The following is a 23487-nucleotide window of genomic DNA, read 5'->3' on the forward strand; positions in this document are numbered from 1 at the left end:
CCCGGTCACCCACACCCACACCACGCCCCGCCAGCCACCCGGCCAACGCACACGCACGCGCATCCAGCTCCGCGTACGACAACGACACACCCTCGAACACCACCGCCGTCGCCCCCGGCGACCGCCGCACCTGCTCCACGAACAGATCCGCCAACGACACCGAAGGCACCACACGCCCGGTCGCGTTCCACTCCTCCACCACCCGCCGCCGCTCACCGGACGACAGCACGTCGAGGGCGCTGACGGGACGTGCGGGGTCGGCGCACGCCTGGTCGATGACGCGCAGGAGTCGGTCGGCGAGGAGGTGGGCCGTGTCGGGGTCGAAGAGGTCGGTGCTGTACTCGAGGCCGCCGTACATCCCGGCCGGCGAACCGTCGGCGGTGAAGCGCTCGCCGAAGTCGAAGGACAGGTCGAACTCGGCGGTGCCGGTGTGGCTGGGCAGCAGTTCGGCGTCGAGTCCGGACAGGCGGCGCAGGGCGCCGATGCCGTCGTGCCGGTAGGTGTTCTGGAAGGCCAGCATCACCTGGAACAGGGGGCTGCGGGACAGCGACCGGGAGGGGTTGAGTTCGCCGACGAGCCGTTCGAAGGGCACGTCCTGGTGGGCGTAGGCGGCGAGGTCGGTCTCCCGGACGCGGGCCAGCAGCTCGGCGAACGTGGGGTCGCCGGACAGGTCCGTGCGCAGCACCAGCGTGTTGACGAACACGCCGACGAGCTCCTCGAAGTCCTCGTGGACGCGTCCGGCTGTCGGGGAGCCGATCGGGATGTCGTCCCCGGCGCCGAGCCGGGACAGCAGGGCGGCGAGGGCGGCCTGCATCACCATGAAGACGCTCACGTCGTGGGCCCTGGCGACGGCGGCGATGCGTGCGTGGAGTTCGGCGGGGACGTCGAAGGCGTGGTGGGCGCCCGCACCGGTGGAGACGGCGGGGCGGGGGCGGTCGCCGGGCATCGGCAGTTCGTCGGGCAGGTCCGCCAGGGCCCGCCTCCAGTGGGCGAGTTGGCGGTCGCCGAGGCTGTCGGGGTCGCCGGGCTCGCCGAGGAGGGCGTGCTGCCACAGGGCGTAGTCGGCGTACTGGAGCGGCAGCGGTGCCCAGTCGGGGGCGTGGCCCTGCCGGCGGGCGGCGTAGGCGGTGGCCAGGTCGCGGACGAGGCGTTCCATGGACCAGCCGTCGGCGGCGACGTGGTGGACGACGAGCAGCAGGACGTGCTCGGTGCCGGACGTGGTGAACAACCGGGCGCGCAGGGGCGGTTCGGTGGCCAGGTCGAAGCGTTCCCGGGCAGCCCGGGCGAGGGCGGTGTCCAGTTCGCCGGGCTCGACCGGGAGCACCGGCAGCACGGGGTGTGCCTCGTCCGCGGGCAGGAAGGTCTGGCGCAGGCCCTCGGTGTCCTCGGTGAGAAGGGTGCGCAGCGGCTCGTGGCGGGCCACGACGTCGGCGAGGGCGGCGCGCAGGGCTTCCCGGTCGAGGTCGCCGGCGAGCCGGAGGGCGGCGGGGATGTTGTGGGTGGCCGAGTCCTGGGCCTCCAGGCGGTCCAGGAACCACCAGCGGCGCTGGCCGTAGGAGGCGGGGACGCGTTCGGGGCGGTTGCGGACGGCGACGGGCCGTGCGTCGTCGGCGGTGCCGGCGTCCGCCGACGCGAGGACGCGGGCCAGGCCGGCGGGGGTGGGCGTGTCGAACAGCTGGCGGACGGACACGTCCGCCCGGAAGGCGGCGCGGATCCGGGCGGCGAGACGGGTGGCCAGCAGGGAGTGTCCGCCGAGGGCGAAGAAGTCGCTGTCGGGGCCCACCTGGGGCAGCCCGAGGACGCGTGCGAACAGCTCGCAGAGCAGTTCCTCCTGCGGGGAGCGGGGCGTGCGGGCGGGGGCGTCGTCGGCGTACTCGGGGGCGGGCAGCGCCTTCCGGTCGAGCTTGCCGTTCGGGGTGAGCGGCAGGGCGTCCAGCAGCACGATCGCGGCGGGGACCATGTACTCCGGGAGCGCGTCGGCCAGTTGCTCGCGCAGCGAGTCGGGGTGGGCGCCGCCGGACGGGACGGCGTATCCGACGAGCCGCAGGTCGCCGGGCCGGTCCTCCCGGGCGACGACGACGGCCTGGGCGACCTCGGGCAGCCGGGCCAGCCGGTTCTGGACCTCGCCGAGTTCGATGCGGTGGCCGCGGATCTTGACCTGGCCGTCGGCCCGGCCCACGAAGACGAGGGTGCCGTCGTCGCACCTGCGGGCGAGGTCGCCGGTGCGGTACATGCGGGCGCCCGCGTCGCCGTGGAGGCCGGCGTGGGGGTCGGCGACGAAGCGTTCGGCGGTGAGGCCGGGACGCTTCCAGTAGCCGCGGGCCAGGCCGGTGCCCGCGATGTAGAGCTCGCCGACGACGCCCGGGGGCACGGGGCGCAGGGCGCCGTCGAGGACGTAGGCGCGCGTGTTGGTGAAGGGCCGGCCGATGGGCACGGGGCCGTCGGGGCTGGGGGTGCCCGGGTCCAGCCGGTGGTCCAGGCAGTTGACGGTGGCCTCGGTGGGGCCGTACGCGTTGTAGACGACCGCGTCGGGGTGGCGGCGGCGCCAGCCGTCGAGGACGCCGCCGTGCAGGGCCTCGCCGCCGATGACGAGGGTGTCGCTCGGTGACGCGGCATCGGGCAGGGCGTCGAGGAGCTCCAGGTGGCTGGGGGTGACCTTCATGAACGTGGGCCGGTCGCCGGTCCGGGCGGTGTCCTCGCCCAGTTCGGCGACGCGGACGGTGCCGCCGCTGACGAGCGGTGTGTACAGCGCCGTGACGGTCAGGTCGAAGGCGACCGGCGAGTGCAGGAGGGAGGTTCCCGCGGCGGCCGGGTACTCGCGGCGGGCGCGCTGGAGGTAGGCGGCCAGCGAGCGGTGCTCGACCACCACGCCCTTGGGGCGGCCCGTCGAGCCGGACGTGTAGATGACGTACGCGGGGTGCCTCGGCAGCGGCCCGTCGGTGTGCCGGTCGGCGGTGTCCTCCGGGGCGTCGGCCGTGTCGGGGTCGTCGACGAGGAGGCGGCGGCGTGAGGCGGGCGCGGGGACCCGGTCGGCGAGCCGGCTGTCCGTCACGACGAGGGCGGGGTCGCAGTCCTGCAGCATGTAGCGGATGCGGTCCGCCGGGTAGTGGGGGTCGACCGGCACGTAGGCGGCGCCGGTCCGCACCACGGCGAGCAGGGCGACCACCAGGTCGGCGGAGCGGGGCAGTACCACCGCGACGAACGTCTCCGGGCGGGCCCCGGCCCGGCGCAGCCGACGGGCGAGGCGGTCCGCGCGGGCGTCCAGTTCGGCGTACGTCAGGACGGTGCCGTCGACGTCGAGGGCCGGACGGGTGGGGGTGCGCCGCACCTGCTCGGCGAACAGGGCGGGAAGGGTCGTCCCGGGTGTGTCGCGGGCGGTGTCGTTCCACTCGACGAGCGCGCGGTGCGTGTCCTGGGCGTCCAGGACGTCGGCCCGTCCGACGGGCAGGGCGGGGCCCTCGAGCAGCCTGGTGAGGAAGCCGAGGAAGCGGTCGCGGTGGGCGAGGAGCGCGGTGTCCTCGTACAGGTCGGGGTGTGCGTCGAAGTCGAGGCGGATGCCGCCGGAGCCGTCGGGGGCGCCGCTGATGTGCACGGAGAGGTCCCTGACGCGTCCGGTGGACAGCTGGCGGGCGGTGACGGTGCGGCCCGCGAGCTCGATGGACAGGTCCTGGGCGACGAGGTTGACGACCGGTCCGGTGAGCGGGTGCGCCGCGGTGCGGCCGAAGTCCCGGTGGAGGTCCTCGCCGCGGTAGCGCTGGTGGCGGACGGCGTCGCGCACCTGCCGGTCGGCCTGGGCGACCAGGTCCTCCAGGGTGGCGGCGGGGTGTACGCGCAGCCGCAGCGGCACCTCGTTGGCGAGCATGCCGGGGGTGGTGAGGGCGGCGCGGCTGGTGCGGGCGGAGACCGGGAAGCCGAGGACGACGTCCCGCACCGAGGTGAGGCGGTGCAGGTAGGCGGCGACGGCGGCGACGAGGACGACGGTCCAGCGGGTGCGGGCCGTGCCGGCCGCCGCGAGGAGGGTGGCGGCCTGCGGCTCGGACAGCCAGGTCCCGGCGCGCAGTTCGCTGTGCGCGGGCTGTGCGGAGCCGCCCGCGAGGCGGGGCGGCTCCGGCGGGTCGGCGAGGGCGTCGCGCCAGTACGCCCCGTCCCGGTCGTGGGCCGGGGAGCCGAGGTAGGCGGCGTCCTCCGCCAACAGATCGTGCAGGGTGCCGAACGGGGCGGCGGGTGCCTCGGCGCCCTTGGCCAGCGCCGTGTACAGCTCGGCGATCCGGCGGCAGTGGAGGATCTGGCCCCAGCCGTCGAGGGCGATGTGGTGGTAGCGGAAGGCGAGAACGTGGCGGTCCGGGGCGAGGCTCAGCAGCGCGTGCCCGTACAGCGCGTCCCGGCCGGGGTCGACGGGGGTGGCGAGATCGTCCCGCATCCAGGCGAGGGCGGCGGCGTACGGGTCGGCTTCGCCGGTGAGGTCGACGTGGCGCGGGGGTGCCGCGTCGGGCACGGTCCACAGCCACAGGCCCTCGTCGTCCTCGGTGAAGCGGGCGCGCAGCGCCGCGGTGTCCTCGACGGCGCGGACGACGGCCCGGTCGAGCAGCCCGGAGTCCACCGGCGCGTCGATGTCGAAGAACACGCCGCAGTTGTAAAGCGGGCTGCCGGGCTGCAACTGCTGTGCGACCCAGACGCCCAGCTGCGCCGATGACGCACGGTAACGCGGGGTTCCGCCCTTGGACATGCTCACATCCGCCCTTCCTCCGGCTCGTTCGGGACGTGCGCGCCGGTGCCCGGGACGAGCCGTCGTCCCGGGCGGGCGCTGCGGTGGTGCGGGTCAGCCGCCGTCGGCGATCCGTGCGGCGAGGTGGGCCGCGAGGAGCGCGACGGTGGGGTACTCCCAGGCGACGTCGGGGTCCACGGGCAGGCCCCAGCGGTCCTCGGCCTCCCCGGCCAGGGCGACCGCCTGGAGGGAGTCGAGGCCGTACTCGGCCATCAGGACATCCGGCTGGATCTCGTGGCCGGCCCGGTCGAGGAGGACGCCGATACGCTCGGCGAGCCACTGGCGGACCTCGGTCTCGGACACGGTGTGCGCGTGCGCGGTCATCGCGGCTCTCCCGGGGTGATGACGCTGGCGTACTCGCTGTCCAGGCGTCCGGTGGTGAACAGGTCGCGCATCGCGGAGCGTTCGATCTTGCCGCTGGTGGTGCGGCGGACCGCGCCGCGGCGCAGCAGCAGCACCGCTGCCGGGACGACGCCGAAGTCCCGGGCGACGGTCTGCCGGAGGGCGGCGGCGAGCGCCGTGAGGCGGGGCCCGCCGAGTCCGGCGCGCACCTCGTGCGTGACGACGAGGGCCTCCTCGGGGTCCCGGGTGTCGCGCGGGTGGACGGGCGCGGCGAACACGGCGCCCACGTTGGCGAGTTCCGGATGGGCGGTGCGCAGTTCGTGCTCGATGTCCTGGGGGTACAGATTGCGGCCGTGGAAGATCATCACGTCCTTGATGCGGCCGGTCACGTAGAGCTCGCCGTCGTGGACGGTGCCGAGGTCGCCGGTGCGCAGATAGCCGGTGTCGCCGTCGGCGGTGGTCGCGCGGAAGGTGGCGGTGGTGGCGTCGTCGTCGCCCCAGTAGCCCAGGGCGACGTTGGGGCCGCGCAGCCACAGCTCCCCGATCCGTCCGGCGGGCAGGCGCCGGCCGGTCTCCGGGTCGACGACGGCCACGTCGAAGCCGTGCGCGGTGCCGTTGCTCGGCAGGTCGCGCCCGCCCGCGGCGGTGGGCACGGGCCGGAACTCGCGCCGTGCCAGGGCATCGCCGTCGACGGTGGTGACGACGGGCTCGCGGGGCGGCGCGCCCGAGACGAACACCGTCGACTCGGCCAGGCCGTAGCAGGGGGAGGCCGCCTCGGGGCGGAAGCCCGCGGCGGCGAACCGCTTGGCGAACTCGGTCATGGTGCCGGCCTGAACGGGTTCGGAGCCGTTGACGGCGTAGCGCCAGCGGGACAGGTCCAGGCCGTGGATCTGCTCGTCGGTCACCTTGCGGCAGCAGTAGTCGTAGCCGAAGTTGGGCGCGGCGGACCACACGACGTCGTACGTGTCGATCATGCGCAGCCAGTGGTGGGGCCGCTTGAGGAAGGCCGTCGGGTCCATCAGGACGCAGGTGCTGCCGTGGAAGAGGGCGGGCAGCGTCTGCGCCATCAGGCCCATGTCGTGGAACTGCGGGGCCCAGCCCCCGAACCGGGCGCCCTCGGGGACCTCGAGGGTGGAGCAGAGGGTCGCCGCGTTGGTGAGCAGGTTGCCGTGGCTGATCATCACCCCCTTGGGGGTGCCCGTCGACCCGGACGTGTACTGCAGGAGGGCCAGCGTCCCGCGGCCGGCGGCCGGCGGCGTCCAGCCGTCGGGGGACGGCAGGTCCGCGTCGTCGGCGACGAGCAGGGGCACCTCGTCCAGCTCCTCCTGCTGCGCCCAGTCCCGGACGGCCGGGAGGCTCGCGGTGCCGGTGAGGACGGCGGACGCCCGCGAGTCGGCGGCGATCGCTCTGACCCGCCTGCGCTCGTGCGGGAAGCGGCCGGGCAGGGGGGCCGGTACGGCGACCATGCCGGCGTACAGGCAGCCGACGAACGGGACGATGAATTCCGCGGGCGGGCAGAGCAGCAGGATGCGGGACCCGGCGGGAAAACGGCTCTGCAGCCGCACGGCGAGCTGCCGGGCGCGGGTGTCGAGTTCTGCGTGGGTCAGGTGCACGGCATCCCGCCGCTCCGGATCGCGTACCCATATGAGCGCGTCCTGTGCGGGGCGTTCGGCGGCCCAGTGCCGAAGGAGTTCCGTGGCATTGGCAGCGGTGCTGACTTCCGACATGACCGTCGATTCCTCGATTCTGCGGTCAGGAATTGATGCACGATCATCGACGGGCTGCGACGCTAGTCGGCCCGCGAAGCAGGCGTCAAGGAAAGGGATCTCGGGCGACCGTCTTCCCTTCTGTTTTCGTGGGTTTCGCGGAGGGCTCTTTCCAGGGTTCTTAAGCCTGGACTTCAGCAGTCTCCGCGGCGGCCAGCAGGATCTTTCACTCTCGCCTGAATGACCGTCGCGGACGTCCCCAGCGGGATGTGGAGCGGTTTCACGCCGCGGGCTGACGGAACTCGCCCGCAATCCGCTGTTCACCCTTTCCGGAACCGCGCCCGGATTCCCGGACGCGCATGCCCAGCAGGGCCATTCCGAGGGGGGTCACGGTGTGCAGGACGGTATTGCGATTGCGGTGCGTGGTGATGAGTCCGGACTCCCGGAGAACCGCGGTGTGCTGGCTGGCACCCGCGGAGGAGATGCCGAGCGTCCCGGCGAGTTCGGAGGTGGTGCGCGAGGTGGTGAGGGCGCGCAGGGCCGCCGCCCGGGTCCGGCCCACCAGCGCGCCGAGCGCCTGCCCGGTGTTGTCGGGCTCGTCCCACAGTCCGGCGGCCTGCGGGAAGTCCGGCGACACGGCGAACACCAGGGCGGCCCCGCCGCTTTCCGGCAGGGAGCGGATCAGCACGGCGGGCTGGTGCACCAGGAACAGGGACGGCACCAGGACCAGCCCCCGTCCGTCCAGGTGGACGTCCCGGTCGGGGCCCGGCACCTCCAGGACCGGGCTCTGCCACTGGATCCTGGAGTGCAGGGTCTCCAGCAGCCGGTCGACCCCGCCGGTCATGGTGATGCGGCCGCGGGCGTTGCACTCGTGCTCCAGCTGGTTCAGCACCCGGTTCCAGTACGGGGCGAGGGCGTACCGCCACACGTCCCGCACGGCGGCCAGGGCCTCGTCGCGGCCCAGGCCGAGGGCCCGCAGCGCACGGTCGCCCTCGTCCGGGGCCGCGTCCACCAGACAGAGCAGATCACCGGGTGCCCGTAACCGGCTCTGGGGCGAGGCGACCAGCGCGGCGAGCGCGGTGCGCTGGCGCAGGTGCTGGGCCAGCCGGTGGCGCCAGCGCAGATGCGCGGCGCTGCCGGGGCGGCCGAGCAGCCCCAGGGCGAAGACCGTCTCCGCGACCTGGCCGAGTGTGGGGCTCAGCCGGGTCCGCGCCAGGTCCTCTGCCGTGAAGTGGATTCTCTGCACTGTCCGTTTCTCCCCGGGACGGTCCGGTCGCTGTGCGACCGGTGCGGTACGGGCCATTGCCGAAGCGCCGGTCAAGCCGGCGTCAGGCGGTCCTGCCGGTGTCCGCCTCCCGCGATCCCAGGATCCGGACCGCTTCGTAGTACACCCTCGCGAGGCTTTGGCACTCCGTGCGGCGCTCACCGCTGTAGGCGGCGCAGACCCGCATCAGATCCGCGTGGAAGGCGCTGTCCAGACGGTCCTTGTTCGCGGCGAACAGGCCGGCCGCCTTGTAGTTGCGATAACCGAAGTCGTGCCGGGCGCACGACAGCGAGAACGGATACCCGTAGGGGTTGTCCGGGGACGTGGTGCAGTAGTCGGTGGACCAGTCGAATGCGTACGCCGCCCAGGCCGCCTGGTTCTGCCGTGCTGCGTACCACGACTGGTAGCTGGTGGCACTGGTCTGCGTCCATCTGGACAGGACCTCCAGTTTGTCGGCCGGAGCCGCCTGCGCGGGAGCGGCAGTGAAAAGTGCGGCGGCCACCGCGGCGACAGCTGCACCGGCCGAAAGACGCACCTGGCGAAGCATGCTGGACACCTCCGGAAGACAGGCAACGGCTCGTCTGAGCCCGACGGACGGAAAGCACGCGGGGTCGCCCGCGCCGTCCCATTCTGGGGGACCCGAATATGCACGCTTTATCGAGCGACTATGGCGCGACTTATTCGCCGGCCAGGGGTCTTGGACCGATGACGGGGAGGGCACCGGTCAGGGCCGGTGAGACCTGCGGGAGGGTCCTTCGCGCCGGCCACGAGTACGTCCGTGCCGTGCTGCCGCGTCGGTGAGCACCCTCGGACGGGCGGCGGCGCAGCGGAGGCCGGAACCGGACGCGTCGACGCCGGACGGGGATACCGGCACACGGAGCCTCTGGTGGTGTCCGCCGTCTCGACCCGGGGCACGGGAGCCCGCGTCGGTCGCGTGCTCTGCCGCACCCGGCCGGCCGCACGCCTTGGCCGGGTGGGCCTCGATGCTCGTGTCACCCGCGACGGTGCCCGCCGCTGCGCCCCCCGCCGCACCGGGGGCTCGTCGGCCTGGTGCGCCGGCCCGGCACGCCCGCGCGGATCGCCGTCGGCTTCGGTGTCCCGCCGGGCTCGGCCCACGCGCCCGCACGACCGCCGTGATCGGCCTGCGCAGAGCGTGCACCAGGCCTGCTCAGGGCGTTGCGCGACACCGCTCGCGCGAGCACCGCCGACCGGGGTGAACGTGCAACGGGTGACCGGTCGGACGGCAGGCTGCTGCGGATCCCGCCCGCACCGGCCGGCCGCTCGCACGACCTGGCCACGTCCCGCGCCCACCGGATCATCCGGATGGGCGAACGCCAGGGCATCCCCGTCCTCGCCGACCGCGCCTACGGGGGAGCCGGCCCCGGGTGACGCCGCCCGGACGTTTCTCGTCGGCCGTGCTCGAGGGCGGCAAGCCGACTTGTCCGCTCGATAACAGCAGGATGCGCCCCGCATAGCTCCAGGGCGCACGATCGCCCGCAGAGGACGCCCTACCGAAGTGGAGGAGCCCGTGGCCCGCTCGCCCTTCCCCCGGACCGGCTCCGTCGGCCCCGCTGCCTGGGTGGAACTCGTCCGTGCCCCGGCCGCGCTGACGGTGCCGGGGGACGTGATCGCCGGCGCGGTGTCGGCCTGCCGGCCCCTGGGCCGTCGCGTCGTGGGGCTCGCCGCCGCGTCGACGTGCCTGTACTGGGCCGGGATGGCCCTCAACGACTATGCCGACCGGGAGACCGACGCCCGCGAGCGGTCGCACCGGCCCCTTCCGTCCGGGAGGGTGCGGCCCGGCACGGCACTGACCGTGGCGGCCGCCTGCACCGCGGGCGGGCTGGGGTTGGCCGCCTTGTCCGGCGGACGCCGCTCGCTGTGCACCGCCGTGCCGCTGGCCACCCTGGTCTGGGCGTACGACCTGTCGCTGAAGTCCACGCCGCTCGGGCCCGCCGCCATGGCGGGCGCACGGGCTCTGGACGTCCTGCTGGGGGCCACCGCGCCCGGCGGCCCCGGGACGGAGGTGCCACTGCGCCGGGCGCTGCGGCCCGCGGCGCTCACGGCTGCGCACACCGGTGCCGTCACCGTGCTCAGCCGACGCGAGGTCGAAGGCGCGCACCCGGCGCTGCCCGCCGCCGCACTGACCGTGACCGCCGCCGTCACCGCCGCGGCCGCCGCCCCCCGGGCCGCGCTGCGGCACGCCACCCCCCACAACGCCACCACCCCGGCCCCGCACCCGCCCCGCGCCGCCCGCCGCCCCTTCTTCGGCACCCCGGCCCAAGGCGTGTCCGCCGTGCTGGCCGGGCTGTACGGCATGGTCGCCGGCGCCGCCCAGTACGCGGCCGTACGGGACCCGCGCCCCGACCGGGTTCAGCGGGCGGTGCGGGACGGCATCCACGCGATGGTGCCGCTCCAGGCCTCCTCGACGGCCCGCGCCGGAGCGGTCACCGCGGCGGTGTCCGTGTCCGCCCTCCTGCCGCTGGCCCGGCGCCTGGGCCGACGGGTGTCCGTCACGTGAACGCCCCCGGTGGGCCGCAGAGGGAGGCTCTCCCGGCCGGGCGCGTGGACGCGGCCCCGTTGCGCGCGGCGCTCGACCAGGACCCCACCCCGCCGGCTCGTCGCTGGCTGCGGGAGTCCCAGGCCCGGGTGGCCGCCGAACCGGCGGCGCCCGCCGGGCTGTTCCCCGCCGTGGGCCGCCGCTGCGGGCGCGGCGTGCTCACCGCGCTGCCCGACTGGCTGACGGAGGGCGCCGCGCGAACCGTCCTGCTGCCCGCACTGCCGCCCCACGACGCGGGCCTGCCTGCCGAGGCGGCGTCCTGCCACCACGACGGGGACGCAAAGGAGCGGCGGGCCGCCGGGCGTCCCGTACCACCCGAGATCCCGCCCCTGCTCGAGCACTTCGCCAGGAGATGAGCCCGATGCGCATCCTCGATCCGCACATCCACATGACGTCCCGCACCACGGACGACTACCGCGCCATGCGCGCGGCGGGGGTGCGGTGCGTGGTCGAGCCGTCGTTCTGGCTCGGTCAGCCCCGCACGTCCGTCGGCAGTTTCACCGACTACTTCGCGTCCCTGGTCGGCTGGGAGCCGTTCCGGGCGGCGCGGTTCGGCATCGCGCACCACTGCGCGGTGGCGCTCAACCCGAAGGAGGCCAACGATCCGCGGTGCGCCGGGGTGCTCGACATCCTGCCCCGCTGGCTGGCCAAGGACTCGGTGGTCGCCGTCGGCGAGATCGGCTTCGACTCGATGACCGGGGCCGAGGCGAAGGCGTTCACCGCCCAGCTCGAACTGGCCGTCGCCGAAGGGCTTCCCGTCCTGGTGCACACTCCGCACCGGGACAAGGCGGCCGGCACGGCCGCGTCCCTGGAACTGGTCGCGGCGTCCGGGATCGACCCGGGCCTGGTCGTGCTGGACCACCTCAACGAGGTCACCGTCGGGCAGGTCGCCGGCACCGGCTGCTGGATGGGCTTCTCCGTCTACCCGGACACGAAGATGGACCCCGCCCGCGTGGTGCGCGTCCTGCGTGAGTACGGCACCGAGCGCGTGCTGGTGAACTCCGCCGCCGACTGGGGGCACAGCGACCCGCTGCTGACCCGGGCCACCGGCGAGGCCATGCTCGCCGCCGGGTTCGCGGAGGACGACGTGGACCGGGTCCTGTGGCGCAACCCGGTCGAGTTCTACGGGCAGAGCGGACGGCTCCGCCCGCTGCTCGAGGAGCCCGACGGCACCGCCCCCGCCGAGCACGAGGGCAACTCGATCGCGCGCGGCCCGCGCTGAGGAGACGTCGATGAGATTCCGGCACGCCGACGGCACCACCGTCCACCTGTCGTACGGGACCAACGTCCACGACGCCGACGACCTCGAGGACGTCGGCGCGCTGCTCGACCGGTACGCCACGCCGGTGCGTGAGCGGCTGGGCGCGGACCGGCTCGGGCTGGGCCTGTGGCTGCCCGAGCCGGCCGCCACGGCGCTGGCCCGGGACCGCTCGGGCGTGGACCGGCTGCGCGCGGAGCTGACGGCGCGCGGCCTGGAGGTCGTCACGCTCAACGGCTTCCCCTACCGGCACTTCCACGCCCCCGTCGTCAAACGCGACGTCTACCTGCCCGATTGGTCCCATCCGGCCCGCCTCGACTACACCCGCGACCTCGCGGCCGTCCTCTCCCGGCTGCTCCCGGACGACGCGGTGCGCGGCAGCATCTCGACCCTGCCGCTGGGCTGGCGTGCCTTCTGGTCGCCTGCCCACCGGGAGCGGGCCCTGGCCCACTTCGACGAGCTGGGCCGCGAACTGGCCGCGCTGGCCCGGACGTACGGCCGTCCGGTGCGGGTCGGCTTCGAGCCGGAGCCGGGCTGTGTCGTGGAGGACGCCGCCGAGGCGGCCGCCCATCTCACGGGGCTGGACCCGGAGGCGTTCGGCGTCTGTCTCGACACCTGCCATCTCGCGGTGGCCTTCGAGGAACCGGAGGACGCCCTGACCACCTGGGCCGGAGCGGGACTGCCCGTCGTGAAGGTCCAGGCGTCGTGCGCCCTGCACGCCGACGATCCGTCCGGTCCGGCGACCGCCGCCACGCTCGCCTCGTTCGCGGAGCCCCGGTTCCTGCACCAGACGAGGGAGGCCGTACCGGGCGCCGGGCGCATCGGCTGCGACGACTTGGACGAGGCGCTGCGGCCCGGCGCCCTGCCCGGCCGGGGGCCGTGGCGGGTCCACTTCCACGTCCCCCTGCACGCCGCGCCCGCCCCGCCGCTGCGCAGCACGCGCCCGGTGCTGGAGTCCGCCCTGTCCGCGCTGTTCGCCGGGGAGCGCGCGCTCACCGATCACGTCGAGGTGGAGACGTACACCTGGTCGGTCCTGCCGCCGGAGCAGCGGCCCGACGGGCCGGACGGCCTCGTCGACGGGATCGCCGCAGAGCTCGACTGGGCCCACCGCCGCCTCACCGGCATCGGCCTGAAGGAGGTGTCCGGATGAGCCGGCGCCAGGTGGTCGTGCTCTGCACGGTGGGCGTCACCCGCCGGCTGCTCGCCCACATGCCGCACCTGCGGGCCGTCGGGGAACAGGGCTTCATCGCCCCGCTCGACACGTCGTTCCCCGCCGTGACGTCGACGGTGCAGGCGTCCCTGGTCACCGGCCGCGCGCCGCGCGACCACGGGGCCGTCGCCAACGGCTGGTTCGACCGCGACCGCGCGGAGATCCGGTTCTGGGGACAGCACGCCGGGCTGGTGGCCGGGGAGAAGGTGTGGCAGGCCGCCCGCGCCTTGGACGACCGGCACCGTACGGCCTACCTGTGCTGGTGGTTCGCCATGGGCGCCGACGTGGACACCGTCGTCACGCCCCGGCCGGTCTACCGCTACGACGGCCGCAAGGAACCCGACTGCTACACCCGGCCGCCCGGGCTGCGCGACGTCCTCACGCACACCCTGGGCCCGTTCCCGCTGTTCCGCTACTGGGGGCCGGCGGCCGACATCACCTCCACCCGGTGGGTGATCGACGCGGCCCGCCTGGTCCTCGGCACCACGGCCCCCGACCTGTCGTTCGTGTACGTTCCGCACCTCGACTACGACCTCCAGCGGTACGGCCCCGACGGGCCCGAGGCGATCCGCGCGGCCCGCCAGGCGGACGCGGCGCTCGCCCCGCTGCTCGCCGAACTCCACGAGCGGGGCGCGACGGTCCTGGCCCTGAGCGAGTACGGCATCCGCCCGGTCGCCCGTCCCGTCGGCATCAACCGGGCCCTGCGCCGCGCAGGGCTGCTCGCCGTGCACGCCCAGCGCGGCATGGAGTATCTCGACCCGCACGCCTCGCGGGCGTTCGCGGTCGCCGACCACCAGGTCGCGCACGTCTACGTGCGCGACCCGGCGGACGTGCCGCGCGTGCGGGCGGTCGTGGCGGGGCTGCCCGGTGTGGACCAGGTGCTGGACCGGTCGGGGCAGGAGCGGCTGGCCGTGGACCATCCGCGGTCCGGGGAGCTCGTCGCGGTCGCGGAGCCGGACGCCTGGTTCACCTACTACTACTGGCTCGACGACGCACGCGCGCCGGACTTCGCGCGGGGCGTGGAGATCCACCGCAAGCCCGGCTACGACCCGGCGGAGCTGTTCTTCGACCCCGGCCGGCCCGCGGTGCGGCTGCGCGCCGGGCTGACCGTGCTGCGCAAGAAGCTCGGCATGCGCGCCCCGATGACGGTGGTGCCGCTCGACGCGTCCCTGGTGCGGGGCAGCCACGGCCGGCTGCCCGACGGCGACGACGACGGACCGCTGCTGCTGTGCTCCGACCCTTCGGCGGAGCGCCCCCGCTACCGGGCCACGGACGTCAAGCGGCTGCTCCTGCGGCTGTCGGGGCTCAGCGGGCCGTGACGGGGACACGCGTACGACCGGTTCACCCGGCGGCGGCCAGTTTGGCGGTCACGGTGATCCAGTCGTCGAGGACCTGCGCCGCCGTACCGGAGTCGATCGCCCGGGCGGCCCTGCCCCATCCCGCGGCGAGCCGTTCGGTGACGGTCCGCCCGTCGGGTTCCAGCGCGGCCAGGCCGGCAGCGGCCGACAGCAGCACGGCGTCCCGCACCGGGCCGGGTTCGCCGTCCAGCACCCGGCGGGCGACGCGGGCGTTGTGGACGCGGTCGCCGCCGCGCAGCGCGTCGAGCGGGGCGCGGGGGACGCCGATGTCCCGCGGGTCGAAGCGGCTCTCGTGCACCTCGCCGTCCTGGACCGACCAGACGGTGGAGGTGGTGGTGACGGTCAGTTCGTCGAGTCCGTCGTCACCGCGGAACACCAGGGCCCGGGTGCCGCGCCGGGCCAGCACCCCGGCGATCAGCGGAGCCATGCGCCGGTCGGCCACGCCGACGGCCTGGGCGGTGGGCGCCGCGGGGTTGGACAGCGGCCCGAGGACGTTGAAGACGGTGGGGACGCCGAGTTCGCGGCGGACGGCGGAGGCGTGCCGCATCGACGGGTGGAAGAGCGGGGCGAAGCAGAACGTGATGCCGGCCCGGGCGACGGTCTCCGCGGCGTGGTGCGCCGGCAGGTCGAGCGGAACGCCCAGTTCCTCGAGTACGTCGGCGGAGCCGCACGCCGAGGACGCGGACCGGTTGCCGTGCTTGACGACGCGCGCGCCGGCGCCGGCCGCGACGACGGCCGCCATGGTGGAGACGTTGACGGTGTGCGCGCCGTCACCCCCGGTGCCGACGATGTCCAGCGTGGGGCCCGGCACGTCCACGGTGTGCGCGTGCGCCGTCAACGACCGCACCAGGCCGCTGATCTCCTCCACCGTCTCGCCCTTGGCGCGCAGGGCGACCAGGAACGCCGCCATGCGGGCGGGGGTCGCGGTGCCGCGCATCGTCTCGTCCATCGCCCACCCGGTCTCGTCGGCGGACAGGTCGCGCCGCTCCAGCAGCGCGGTCAGCAGGGCGGGCCAGCCGGGTTCATGCGTGCTTCGGGTCACGTCGGTTCTCCCTGGGGTCGGTTCGCCGCGCGGGCGCGGGCGGCATGGGCCCGGCGGTGCGTCCGGTCCCAGTCTTCGCAGCGCGGTGAGCCGTCCACCAGACCATTCGGAGTGATCCCTTGCGGTCCAATCACCACAGGAGGAGAGGAACATGAGCTGGCTGCCGTCGATCGAGGTGTCCCGCGTCTCGGGCGAGTCCCTGACCGCGCAGATCCAGCGGGTGCTGAAGCGGGAGATCACCGAGGGGGTGCTGCACCCGGGGACCCGGTTGCCGCCGAGCCGCCGGCTCGCCGACGACCTCGACGTCTCGCGCTCCGTGGTCGTCGAGGCGTACGGGCAGTTGATCGCCGAGGGGTACCTGGAGGCGGTGCAGGGTTCGGGGACGCGGGTGGCGCGCCATCTGGCGACGACGCCGGCGGCGGTCGTGCCCACGCTGCTGGACGAGGGCCGGGTGCCGGCCGTGCGCTGGGACCTGCGCTCCGGCCGGGCCAATGTGTCGCACTTCCCGTACCGCGAGTGGCTGGCGGGCTACCAGCGCGTCCTGCAGACGGCCCGGCAGGGCGATCTGGACTATCCGCCGCTGTCCGGAGTGCCGCGGCTGCGCGAGGAGTTGGCCCGCCATCTGGGCCGGGTGCGGGGTGTGCGGACGGCACCGGGCCAGGTGATGGTGGTGTCCGGGTTCGCGCACGGGCTGGGGCTGCTGTGCGCGGCGCTGCCCGGGCTCGGCATCGGTGAGCTGGCCATGGAGGAGCCGGGGCTGCTGCGGCAGCGGGAGTTCGTGCTGGAGGCGGGGATGCGCCCGCGGGGTGTGCCGGTGGACGAGGACGGCCTGGACGTGGAGGCGCTGGCCCGCACCGGGGCGCGGGCCGTGCTGGTGACGCCGTTCCACCAGTTCCCCACCGGGGTGGCGCTGTCCGCCGAGCGGCGTGCCGCGCTGGTGCGTTGGGCCCGGGACGTGGACGGCTATGTCATCGAGGACGACTACGACGGCGACTTCTGGTTCGAGCGCCGCAGCCGGCCGCTGGCGCTCCAGCGGCACGCCCCGGACCGGGTGGTGTACGCGGGCACGGCCTCCAAGACGCTGGTGCCGGGGCTGCGGCTGGGGTGGCTGGCGGTGCCGGGCCCGCTGCTGGCGCCGCTGGAACGCGTGCGGGCCCGGCGCGACCTGGGTTCCGACAGCCTGACGCAGTTCGCCTTCGCCGAGCTCCTCGGCTCGGGCGCGTACGACCGGCACATGCGCCGGCTGCGGGGGCGCTACCGGCTGCGCCGGGACACCCTGGTGGAGGCCGTACGGCGCTTTCTGCCGCAGGCCCGGCTCGACGGTCCGGCCGCCGGTCTGCACGCGTATCTGCGGCTGCCGCGCGGCACCGACGAGGCCGCCCTGGTGGCGGCGGCGCTGCGCCGGTCGGTGCTGGTGCGCGGCGGGCGGGACCTCCACGGCCGCCCGCCGGGCACGGGCCCCGCGCTGGTGCTGGGGTACACCGCGCTGCCCCGGTCGGGTCTGACGGAGGCGGTACGGGTGCTCGGCGCGGCCTATTCGGAGGTGGCGGGCCGGGCGGCGCCGGCCCCGGCGCGGATCGCGTGACGGGCGCCGGCCAGGTCCAGGAAGTTGTCCAGCATGACGAGTCCGTCGTGGGTCGCGACGGACTCGGGGTGGAACTGCACGCCCTCGACGGGCAGGGTGCGGTGGCGCACGCCCATGACGTAGCCGTCGTCCGTGGAGCGGGCGGTGACCTCGAGGACGTCCGGGACGGGTTCGCGTACGACGAGGGAGTGGTAGCGGGTGACCACCGGTTCCTCGGGGGCGCCCCGGAACACTCCGGCCCCGTCGTGGCGGACGGAGCTGGTGCGCCCGTGCATCAGGTGCTCGGCGACCCGGACGCGCCCGCCGAAGGCGAGCGCCACGGCCTGGTGGCCCAGGCACACGCCGAGCAGCGGCACCCGGCCGGCGAAGGCGTGCACCAGCTCGACGTGGCCGCTGTCGGCGGGGTGCCCGGGCCCGGGGCCGAGGACCACGGCGTCCGGGGCGAGCGCCGCCAGTTCCCGCGGGGACCGGGTGCGGGAGCGCACCACCTGGGTGGTGGCGCCCAGGGAGCGCAGGTAGCGGTCGATGATGTGGACGAAGCTGTCGTAGGCGTCCACGAGCAGTACCTTCACGACCGTTCCTCCCGTCCCTGGGTGTCGTGGAGTTCGCGGCCGGTCAGCGCCCAGTACGTGGCGGCCATCTTCGCCAGGGTCTCGGCCCACTCCGCGGCGGGGTCGGACTCGGCGACCATGCCGGCGGAGCTCTGCGTGGCGTAGGTGCGCCCGTCGTGCACGACGGACCTGATGCACAGGGCGAGTTCGCTCCAGCCGCGCACGTCGACGAGGCCGACCGCGCCGGCGTAGGCGCCGCGCGGCTCCTCCTCCAGTCCGTCGATGATCTCCATGGCGCGGATCTTGGGGGCTCCGCTCATGGTGCCCGCCGGGAAGGTCGCGCGGACCGCGTCCCAGGGGCCCGCCTGCGGCCGGAGCCGCCCGGACACCGTGGACACGAGGTGGAACACATGGGAGAAGCTCTCCACCGACATCAGCCGGTCGACGGGCAGTGTGCCCGGTTCGCTGACCCGGCCGATGTCGTTGCGGCACAGGTCGACCAGCATGATGTGCTCGGCACGCTCCTTGCGGCTGGCCACCATGCGCGCGATGTTCCGCTCGTCGGCCGCGGCGTCCGGCCCGCGCCGGGTCGTCCCGGCGATCGGCCGCATGAGGATGCGGTCCCCCTCGATCCGCAGGTACAGCTCCGGGCTCGCCCCGATCAGGACGCTCCCGGCGCGCGGTACGAGGTACATGTACGGCGACGGGTTGCGGCCGCGCAGCCTCCGGTAGACGTCGACGGGCGTGAGGTCGGTCTCGACGTCGATCCGGTGGCCGATCTGGATCTGGTAGACGTCGCCGACGCGGATGTGCTCCAGGCACTTCTCGGCCCAGCCGAGGAAGGTCGCCCGGTCGACGCTGTCGCGCACCGAGCGGGGTTCCGGCGCCTCGGGGTGGCCGACGGCCGGCGACGCCTGCGCGCGGTGGGCGAGGGCGGGCGTGACGCGGGCCGGTACCCGGTCGAAGCCGGGGCCGTGCGCCCGCCGCAGCTGCACGGCACCGGTGTCGCGGTCGTACCAGACGGTGTCCCGGAAGAGGGTCAGGGTGACGTCCGGTGTGGCGGACTCGGCGCGCGCGGGGAGTTCCTCCATGTGCCAGGCGGCCTCGTAGGAGAAGGCGGCGAGGAAACCGAAGGCGTACGTCGTCGCGGACACGTCGGTGTCCAGCCGGAACAGCACCCGGGCCCGCTCGAGGAGGTCCCACACCTGGGCGGAGGTGCGGAACGCGCGGCGCCCGGGCGCGCCGTCGCCGGTCATGCCGGCCGCGTCGGCGGCGGCGAGGAGGGCCGTGCGGAGCTCGGGGAGGCCGTCCACCTCGATGCGGTGCGCGTACACCCGTACCTCGGCGAGCCGGCCGCAGCCGACGACGGCGGGCCTGCGGTCCTGTTCCGGGCCGACGGGGCTCTCGGTGAGGAACACGTCCTGCTCGCCGGCCTCCTGCCGCAGCAGCGCGTACAGGTCGAACGGGGCGTGCGGCGGCAGCTCGGTCGTGGTGACGCGGACGTCGATGCGCTGCGCGGACGATTCCCGGGATTCGTTCTCCGTCCGCTCGCCTGGCTCCGGCGGTTTCTCCTCCCGCGGTCGTGCCTGCGGGAGGAGTTCGTCCGCCGGTGTTCCCGTCCTCACTGACATTCCGGCCCCATCCGTCGTGAACTGCTGGATCGACGTCATGAGACAAGCAGTTTCCGCGCGGCGGGGACCAGACCAATTCCGTGGAACGCGTGCGGTCCATTCCCGGCGCCGCTTGACCCTTTTGTGAGAGCGCGTCTTGTATGGCGGCCGTCCCCCACGCACCGGAATGGGAGCCCCATGAATCCGACGCATTCGCACGTCGTGGACGGCCGGCGTGGTCTGCCCGCCGCCCAGCAGCCGGAATGGCCCGATCAGAACGCGCTCCGCCGGATCACCGAGGAACTCGCCGCCGCTTCCCCGCTCGTGCTGGTCGAGGAGTGCGACCGGCTGCGGGAGCTGCTCGGGGCGGCCGCGCGCGGGGAGGCGTTCGTGCTCCAGGGCGGCGACTGCGCGGAGACCTTCGCCGGGTCCACCGCCGACGCCGTGCAGGGCACGCTGAGGACGCTGCTGCAGATGGCGCTGGTCCTCACCCACGGGGCTTCGGTCCCGGTCGTCAAGGTCGGCCGGATGGCGGGGCAGTTCGCCAAGCCCCGGTCCAGCCGCACCGAGACGCGGGGCGCGGTCACGCTGCCGTCGTACTTCGGCGACGCGGTCAACGGCCTGGAGTTCACGCCGGAGGCGCGCCGTCCCGATCCGGCGCGGCTGCGCACCGCGTACGAGACATCGGCGGCCACGCTCAATCTGGTCCGCGCCTTCGCCCGGGGCGGCTCGGCCGACCTGCACCGGGTCCAGAGCTGGAACCGTGGGTTCCTGACGGACACGCCCGCGGCCGCCCGGTACGAGCGGCTGGCCGGCGAGATCGACCGGACGCTGGCCTTCATGCGCGCCTGCGGGGTGGATCCGCGGCAGCTGCACACGACGGAGTTCTTCACCAGCCACGAGGGTCTGCTGCTGGACTACGAGGTGGCGCTGACCCGGGTGGACCGGGAGTCCGGCCGGGCGTACTCGGCCGGGGCCCACCTGCTGTGGATCGGTGAGCGCACCCGTGACCCGGCGGGCGCGCACGTGGAGTTCTTCTCCCGGATCGCCAACCCGGTCGCGGTCAAGCTGGGCCCGTCCACCACCCCGGACGAGCTGATGGCGTACGCCGACCGGCTCGACCCGGACCGGACGGCGGGCCGACTGTCGTTCGTGGTGCGGATGGGCCGGGACCGGATCCGCGACCTGCTGCCCGTCCTGGTGGAGAAGGCCGCCGGGAACGGGGTCAGGGCCTGCTGGCTGACGGACCCGATGCACGGCAACACGTTCACCGTCGGCGGCCGCAAGACGCGCCGCTTCGACGACGTGCTGGACGAGGTGCGCGGCTTCTTCGAGGTGCACCGGGCACTGGGCAGCCGCCCCGGCGGACTCCACCTGGAGCTCACCGGGGACGACGTGACGGAGTGCCTGGGCGGCGGCCGGGCCATGGGCGTCGGGGACCTGCGGCGCGACTACGCGTCGGCCTGCGACCCGCGCCTGAACCACAGCCAGTCCCTGGACCTGGCGTTCCTGGTCGCGGAGATGCTGCAGGACGCGGGGGAAACCACCGGGCGGGACGCGGGTGCGGCCACCGGGCGGGGAGCGGCTCAGCCGGCGTCAGGCGGCCGGGACGCGAACCTGCGGCGTCCGTAGGGCAGCGGCGGTGCGTCGCCGAACACCGTCGGGCGCACCACCTCCCCGAACACGATGCGCTGTCCCCCGACCCGTACGATGCGGGCGACGGCGCAGTCGGCCACGGAGTGGGCGCCCCTCACCGGATGGGGCCCCGCGGCTGATTCTCCTTGTGCCGCCGGTCCTCGAACCGGATTCCCCGTTCGCAGGTGGTATTGCACCGGGGCGTCCCTACGTTCTCCGGCAGCCCCGGACAGCTGAGGAAGTGCCGTACCGCACTGAAGGCTGCCCCTCCGGCCCCGGTCGCCTTGATCCTCTCGGATTCCACCACCACACGGAAATGCGCTCTCCGAACGCGGCGCGCAGGTATGCCGCGGTCATCCGCCCGGCTGCCCCTCCCCCGACGATCACGACTTTTTCAGCGCGTGATTTCCTCCCCGGTCGCCCGTCGATGGACGAGCTGAAGCCGGATGGGTCCGGGCAGATGCTCCAGGAACCCTCCACGGGGCGCCAGGTCCTTGAGCCTCCGCGAAAAATCCCCTGCCGGCACCGTGTTCCCGGCCGCCGCTACGGTTGCTGGAGGCGACGATCCGACCGTTTTGCCGCCCCGTACGGGAGCGGGGGCAAAGCCCCGCCCCCAGGACCCTCCCGCCGCACGAGTGTCTCGCCTTCGTCCTGTGCGCCTCGGGCTGTGCTGCTCCCCCGTTCGGGCCAGGCCGCCACGAGGAACTCGCGGCGGGCCTCCGCGACGGACCGTGCCGTGCGCCTCTTCTCGGCGCAGACCCGAATGAGGCGCCCGATGCCGGCCATCTGCCGGCCCGGACCGGCCCGGACCGGCCCGTCACGCCTCTGACCTGTGCAGATGTCTGGCCTTCAGCTCTCGGACTTGAACAGGGTGCGCGGCATTCGGGGCTCCCGGAAGACGGCTCCCTGCCTGCACCTCCGCGGGACCGGACCGTCTGACGCCCCCACCGGTCCGTGCCGATCGCGAGGGCCGCCGCCACCACGGCGACGACCCTCGCGATCATCGGCGATGTCTTCGTGCAGGCCTTGTCAGGCGCGGGCCCAGCGTTGGTTGCTGCCGTTCGAGCAGGAGTAGAGCTGGATCAGGGTGCCGTTGGCGGTGCCGCTCCCGACGGCGTCGAGGCAGAGGCCGGACTGGACGCCGACGATGGATCCGTCGGAGTTCAGGCGCCACTTCTGGTTGTCGCCGCCCCAGCAGCTGTAGATCTGGACCTTGGCGCCGTTGCCGGTGCCGGCGGCGTCCAGGCACTTGTTGCCGTAGACCCTCAGCTCACCGGCGTCGGTGTACGTCCACTGCTGGTTGGTGCCGTTGTGGCAGTCCCACAGCTGGACCTGGGTGCCGTCGGTGGTGCTGCTGCTGGGCACGTCCAGGCAGCGGCCCGAACCGGCGCCCCTGATCGTTCCGCCGTCCGCGGGCGGTGTGGTGGAGCCGCCGTTGAGTGCGTTGAGGACGGCGGTGTAGGCAGGCTTCTTGCTGCCGTCGTTGTTGAACAGCAGCGGCGTCTGCTCCGATCGCCAGGAGTCGCTGTCGCGCACACCCCAGACGGTGACGCCGAGGCAGCGCGAGACGGCCAGGCAGTCGTTGACCACGTTGGCGTAGGTCGAGGCCGGGGCGCCCTGGATGTCGAGTTCGGTGACGGCCACGTCGACGCCGAGGGCGGCGAAGTTCTGCAGGGTGGTGCGGAAGTTGCTGTTGTAGGGGCTGCCGCTGTTGAAGTGCGACTGGAAGCCGACGCAGTCGATCGGCACGCCGCGCTGCTTGAAGTCCCGCACCATGTTGTACATGGCCTGGGTCTTGGCCCAGGTCCAGTTCTCGACGTTGTAGTCGTTGTAGCAGAGCTTGGCGGACGGGTCGGCGGCGCGCGCGGTGCGGAAGGCGACCTCGATCCAGTCGTTGCCGGTGCGCTGCAGGTTGGAGTCGCGCCGGGCGCCCGAACTGCCGTCGGCGAAGGCCTCGTTGACGACGTCCCACTGCGCGATCTTGCCCTTGTAGTGGGCCATCACGCCGTTGATGTGGTCGATCATCGCCTGGCGCAGCGCGCCGCCGCTGAGGTTCTGCATCCAGCCGGGCTGCTGGGAGTGCCAGGCCAGGGTGTGGCCGCGCACCTCCTTGCCGTTCTGCACCGCCCAGTTGTAGACGCGGTCGGCGGCGGTGAAGTTGAACTGGCCCCGCTGCGGCTGGGTGGCGTCGATCTTCATCTCGTTCTCGGCCGTCACCGAGTTGAACTCACGGGCCGCGATCGTCGCGTACGTCGAGTCGCTCAGCCTGTTCCCGGCGATGGCGACGCCGAAGTAGCGGCCGCTCTGCGCCGCCGCGGCGCCGAGCGTGCTCTCGGCGGCCTGAGCGGGCGGCGGCGCGACCAGTGCGGCGACCACACCGAGGACGCCGGCGACCAGCGCCAGCAGCAGCGCGCGGATCTTCCGCCGGACGACGGGTCTGGTAAGGGCATGAGAGCCCATGGCTGTGCCTCCAAGGTAGGAATGACGGGATCACCGGACACCGCGGTCATGGGACCCGGGAGGATCTCAACCGGCACGGACGGGCCCGGTCGGCCGCCGAGTGACGTACGCCGGGCGGCAGCGGTCTTTCGACACGGGCACGGG

16 protein-coding genes and 1 pseudogene are annotated in these 23487 nt (G+C 74.1%); 8 read left to right on the plus strand and 9 right to left on the minus strand.

Annotation, left to right across the window (positions count from 1 at the left end; genetic code table 11):
- The 5 genes from FHS37_RS27625 to FHS37_RS27645 all read right to left on the minus strand — a co-directional run.
- The coding region (locus FHS37_RS27625) for a non-ribosomal peptide synthetase (RefSeq protein WP_280528437.1) at positions 1-4726 on the minus strand (4726 nt) is incomplete at its 3' end.
- 93 nt (positions 4727-4819) lie between these two features.
- Complete coding sequence (locus tag FHS37_RS27630) at positions 4820-5089, minus strand: acyl carrier protein (RefSeq protein ID WP_184826098.1); 270 nt, start codon at positions 5087-5089, stop codon at positions 4820-4822.
- A complete protein-coding gene (locus FHS37_RS27635; RefSeq protein WP_184826100.1) occupies positions 5086-6834 on the minus strand; it encodes a fatty acyl-AMP ligase in 1749 nt (582 codons plus the stop codon). The genes FHS37_RS27630 and FHS37_RS27635 overlap by 4 nt, the downstream gene beginning before the upstream one ends.
- 259 nt (positions 6835-7093) lie before the next feature.
- Positions 7094-8059, minus strand: a complete 966-nt coding sequence (locus FHS37_RS27640) for an ArsR/SmtB family transcription factor (RefSeq protein WP_184826102.1) — start codon at positions 8057-8059, stop codon at positions 7094-7096.
- Positions 8060-8141: 82 nt separating this feature from the next.
- On the minus strand, positions 8142-8624 hold the full coding sequence (locus FHS37_RS27645) for a phospholipase (protein WP_184826104.1): 483 nt from the start codon (positions 8622-8624) through the stop codon (positions 8142-8144).
- 436 nt (positions 8625-9060) lie between these two features.
- Here FHS37_RS27645 and FHS37_RS41160 point away from each other — a divergent pair.
- The 6 genes and pseudogenes from FHS37_RS41160 to FHS37_RS27675 form a co-directional block, all read left to right on the plus strand.
- Positions 9061-9457 (plus strand): annotated as a pseudogene (locus tag FHS37_RS41160) (IS5/IS1182 family transposase); the annotation flags it as partial.
- A 148-nt stretch (positions 9458-9605) separates the two neighbouring features.
- Complete coding sequence (locus tag FHS37_RS27655; protein ID WP_229890214.1) at positions 9606-10595, plus strand: SCO3242 family prenyltransferase; 990 nt, start codon at positions 9606-9608, stop codon at positions 10593-10595.
- Complete coding sequence (locus FHS37_RS27660) at positions 10592-10990, plus strand: hypothetical protein (protein WP_184826108.1); 399 nt, start codon at positions 10592-10594, stop codon at positions 10988-10990. The genes FHS37_RS27655 and FHS37_RS27660 overlap by 4 nt, the downstream gene beginning before the upstream one ends.
- 5 nt (positions 10991-10995) lie before the next feature.
- On the plus strand, positions 10996-11856 hold the full coding sequence (locus FHS37_RS27665) for a TatD family hydrolase (protein ID WP_184826110.1): 861 nt from the start codon (positions 10996-10998) through the stop codon (positions 11854-11856).
- Between the two features lie 10 nt (positions 11857-11866).
- On the plus strand, positions 11867-13042 hold the full coding sequence (gene eboE / locus FHS37_RS27670) for a metabolite traffic protein EboE (RefSeq protein WP_184826112.1): 1176 nt from the start codon (positions 11867-11869) through the stop codon (positions 13040-13042).
- The gene (locus FHS37_RS27675; protein ID WP_184826114.1) at positions 13039-14421 is read left to right on the plus strand and encodes an alkaline phosphatase family protein; all 1383 of its coding nucleotides are present in this window, start codon (positions 13039-13041) and stop codon (positions 14419-14421) included. Before eboE ends, FHS37_RS27675 begins: the two co-directional genes overlap by 4 nt.
- A gap of 22 nt (positions 14422-14443) precedes the next feature.
- On the opposite strand, the gene trpD is transcribed toward FHS37_RS27675, so the two are convergent.
- A complete protein-coding gene (gene trpD, locus FHS37_RS27680) occupies positions 14444-15502 on the minus strand; it encodes an anthranilate phosphoribosyltransferase (RefSeq protein WP_229890215.1) in 1059 nt (352 codons plus the stop codon).
- Between the two features lie 151 nt (positions 15503-15653).
- On the opposite strand from trpD, the gene pdxR reads away from it, so the two are divergent.
- The gene (gene pdxR, locus FHS37_RS27685; protein WP_184826116.1) at positions 15654-17087 is read left to right on the plus strand and encodes a MocR-like pyridoxine biosynthesis transcription factor PdxR; all 1434 of its coding nucleotides are present in this window, start codon (positions 15654-15656) and stop codon (positions 17085-17087) included.
- On the opposite strand, the gene FHS37_RS39910 is transcribed toward pdxR, so the two are convergent.
- Together FHS37_RS39910 and FHS37_RS27695 are read right to left on the minus strand one after the other, a co-directional pair.
- A complete protein-coding gene (locus tag FHS37_RS39910; protein WP_184826118.1) occupies positions 17036-17659 on the minus strand; it encodes an anthranilate synthase component II in 624 nt (207 codons plus the stop codon). The two genes, pdxR and FHS37_RS39910, sit on opposite strands and share 52 nt — an antisense overlap.
- Positions 17656-19269: an anthranilate synthase component I family protein gene (locus FHS37_RS27695; protein WP_184826120.1), complete on the minus strand. Its 1614-nt coding sequence runs from the start codon at positions 19267-19269 to the stop codon at positions 17656-17658. The genes FHS37_RS39910 and FHS37_RS27695 overlap by 4 nt, the downstream gene beginning before the upstream one ends.
- A gap of 177 nt (positions 19270-19446) precedes the next feature.
- On the opposite strand from FHS37_RS27695, the gene FHS37_RS27700 reads away from it, so the two are divergent.
- A complete protein-coding gene (locus tag FHS37_RS27700) occupies positions 19447-20880 on the plus strand; it encodes a class II 3-deoxy-7-phosphoheptulonate synthase (RefSeq protein WP_184826122.1) in 1434 nt (477 codons plus the stop codon).
- 1032 nt (positions 20881-21912) lie between these two features.
- Here the strand turns inward: FHS37_RS27700 and FHS37_RS27710 are convergent.
- Complete coding sequence (locus FHS37_RS27710; RefSeq protein ID WP_184826124.1) at positions 21913-23343, minus strand: endo-1,4-beta-xylanase; 1431 nt, start codon at positions 23341-23343, stop codon at positions 21913-21915.
- Positions 23344-23487 lie beyond the last annotated feature (144 nt).

This window comes from Streptomyces griseomycini, assembly GCF_014203535.1.
Classification (GTDB): Bacteria; Actinomycetota; Actinomycetes; order Streptomycetales; family Streptomycetaceae; genus Streptomyces; species Streptomyces griseomycini.

Coding starts and splice junctions, on each gene's coding strand:
- FHS37_RS27635 (WP_184826100.1), bottom strand. CDS start 6,834: ATGTCGGAAGTCAGCACCGCTGCCAATGCCACGGAACTCCTTCGGCAC.
- FHS37_RS27645 (WP_184826104.1), bottom strand. CDS start 8,624: ATGCTTCGCCAGGTGCGTCTTTCGGCCGGTGCAGCTGTCGCCGCGGTG.
- FHS37_RS27695 (WP_184826120.1), bottom strand. CDS start 19,269: ATGTCAGTGAGGACGGGAACACCGGCGGACGAACTCCTCCCGCAGGCA.
- FHS37_RS27675 (WP_184826114.1), top strand. CDS start 13,039: ATGAGCCGGCGCCAGGTGGTCGTGCTCTGCACGGTGGGCGTCACCCGC.
- pdxR (WP_184826116.1), top strand. CDS start 15,654: ATGAGCTGGCTGCCGTCGATCGAGGTGTCCCGCGTCTCGGGCGAGTCC.
- FHS37_RS27710 (WP_184826124.1), bottom strand. CDS start 23,343: ATGGGCTCTCATGCCCTTACCAGACCCGTCGTCCGGCGGAAGATCCGC.
- FHS37_RS27630 (WP_184826098.1), bottom strand. CDS start 5,089: ATGACCGCGCACGCGCACACCGTGTCCGAGACCGAGGTCCGCCAGTGG.
- FHS37_RS27665 (WP_184826110.1), top strand. CDS start 10,996: ATGCGCATCCTCGATCCGCACATCCACATGACGTCCCGCACCACGGAC.
- FHS37_RS27700 (WP_184826122.1), top strand. CDS start 19,447: ATGAATCCGACGCATTCGCACGTCGTGGACGGCCGGCGTGGTCTGCCC.
- eboE (WP_184826112.1), top strand. CDS start 11,867: ATGAGATTCCGGCACGCCGACGGCACCACCGTCCACCTGTCGTACGGG.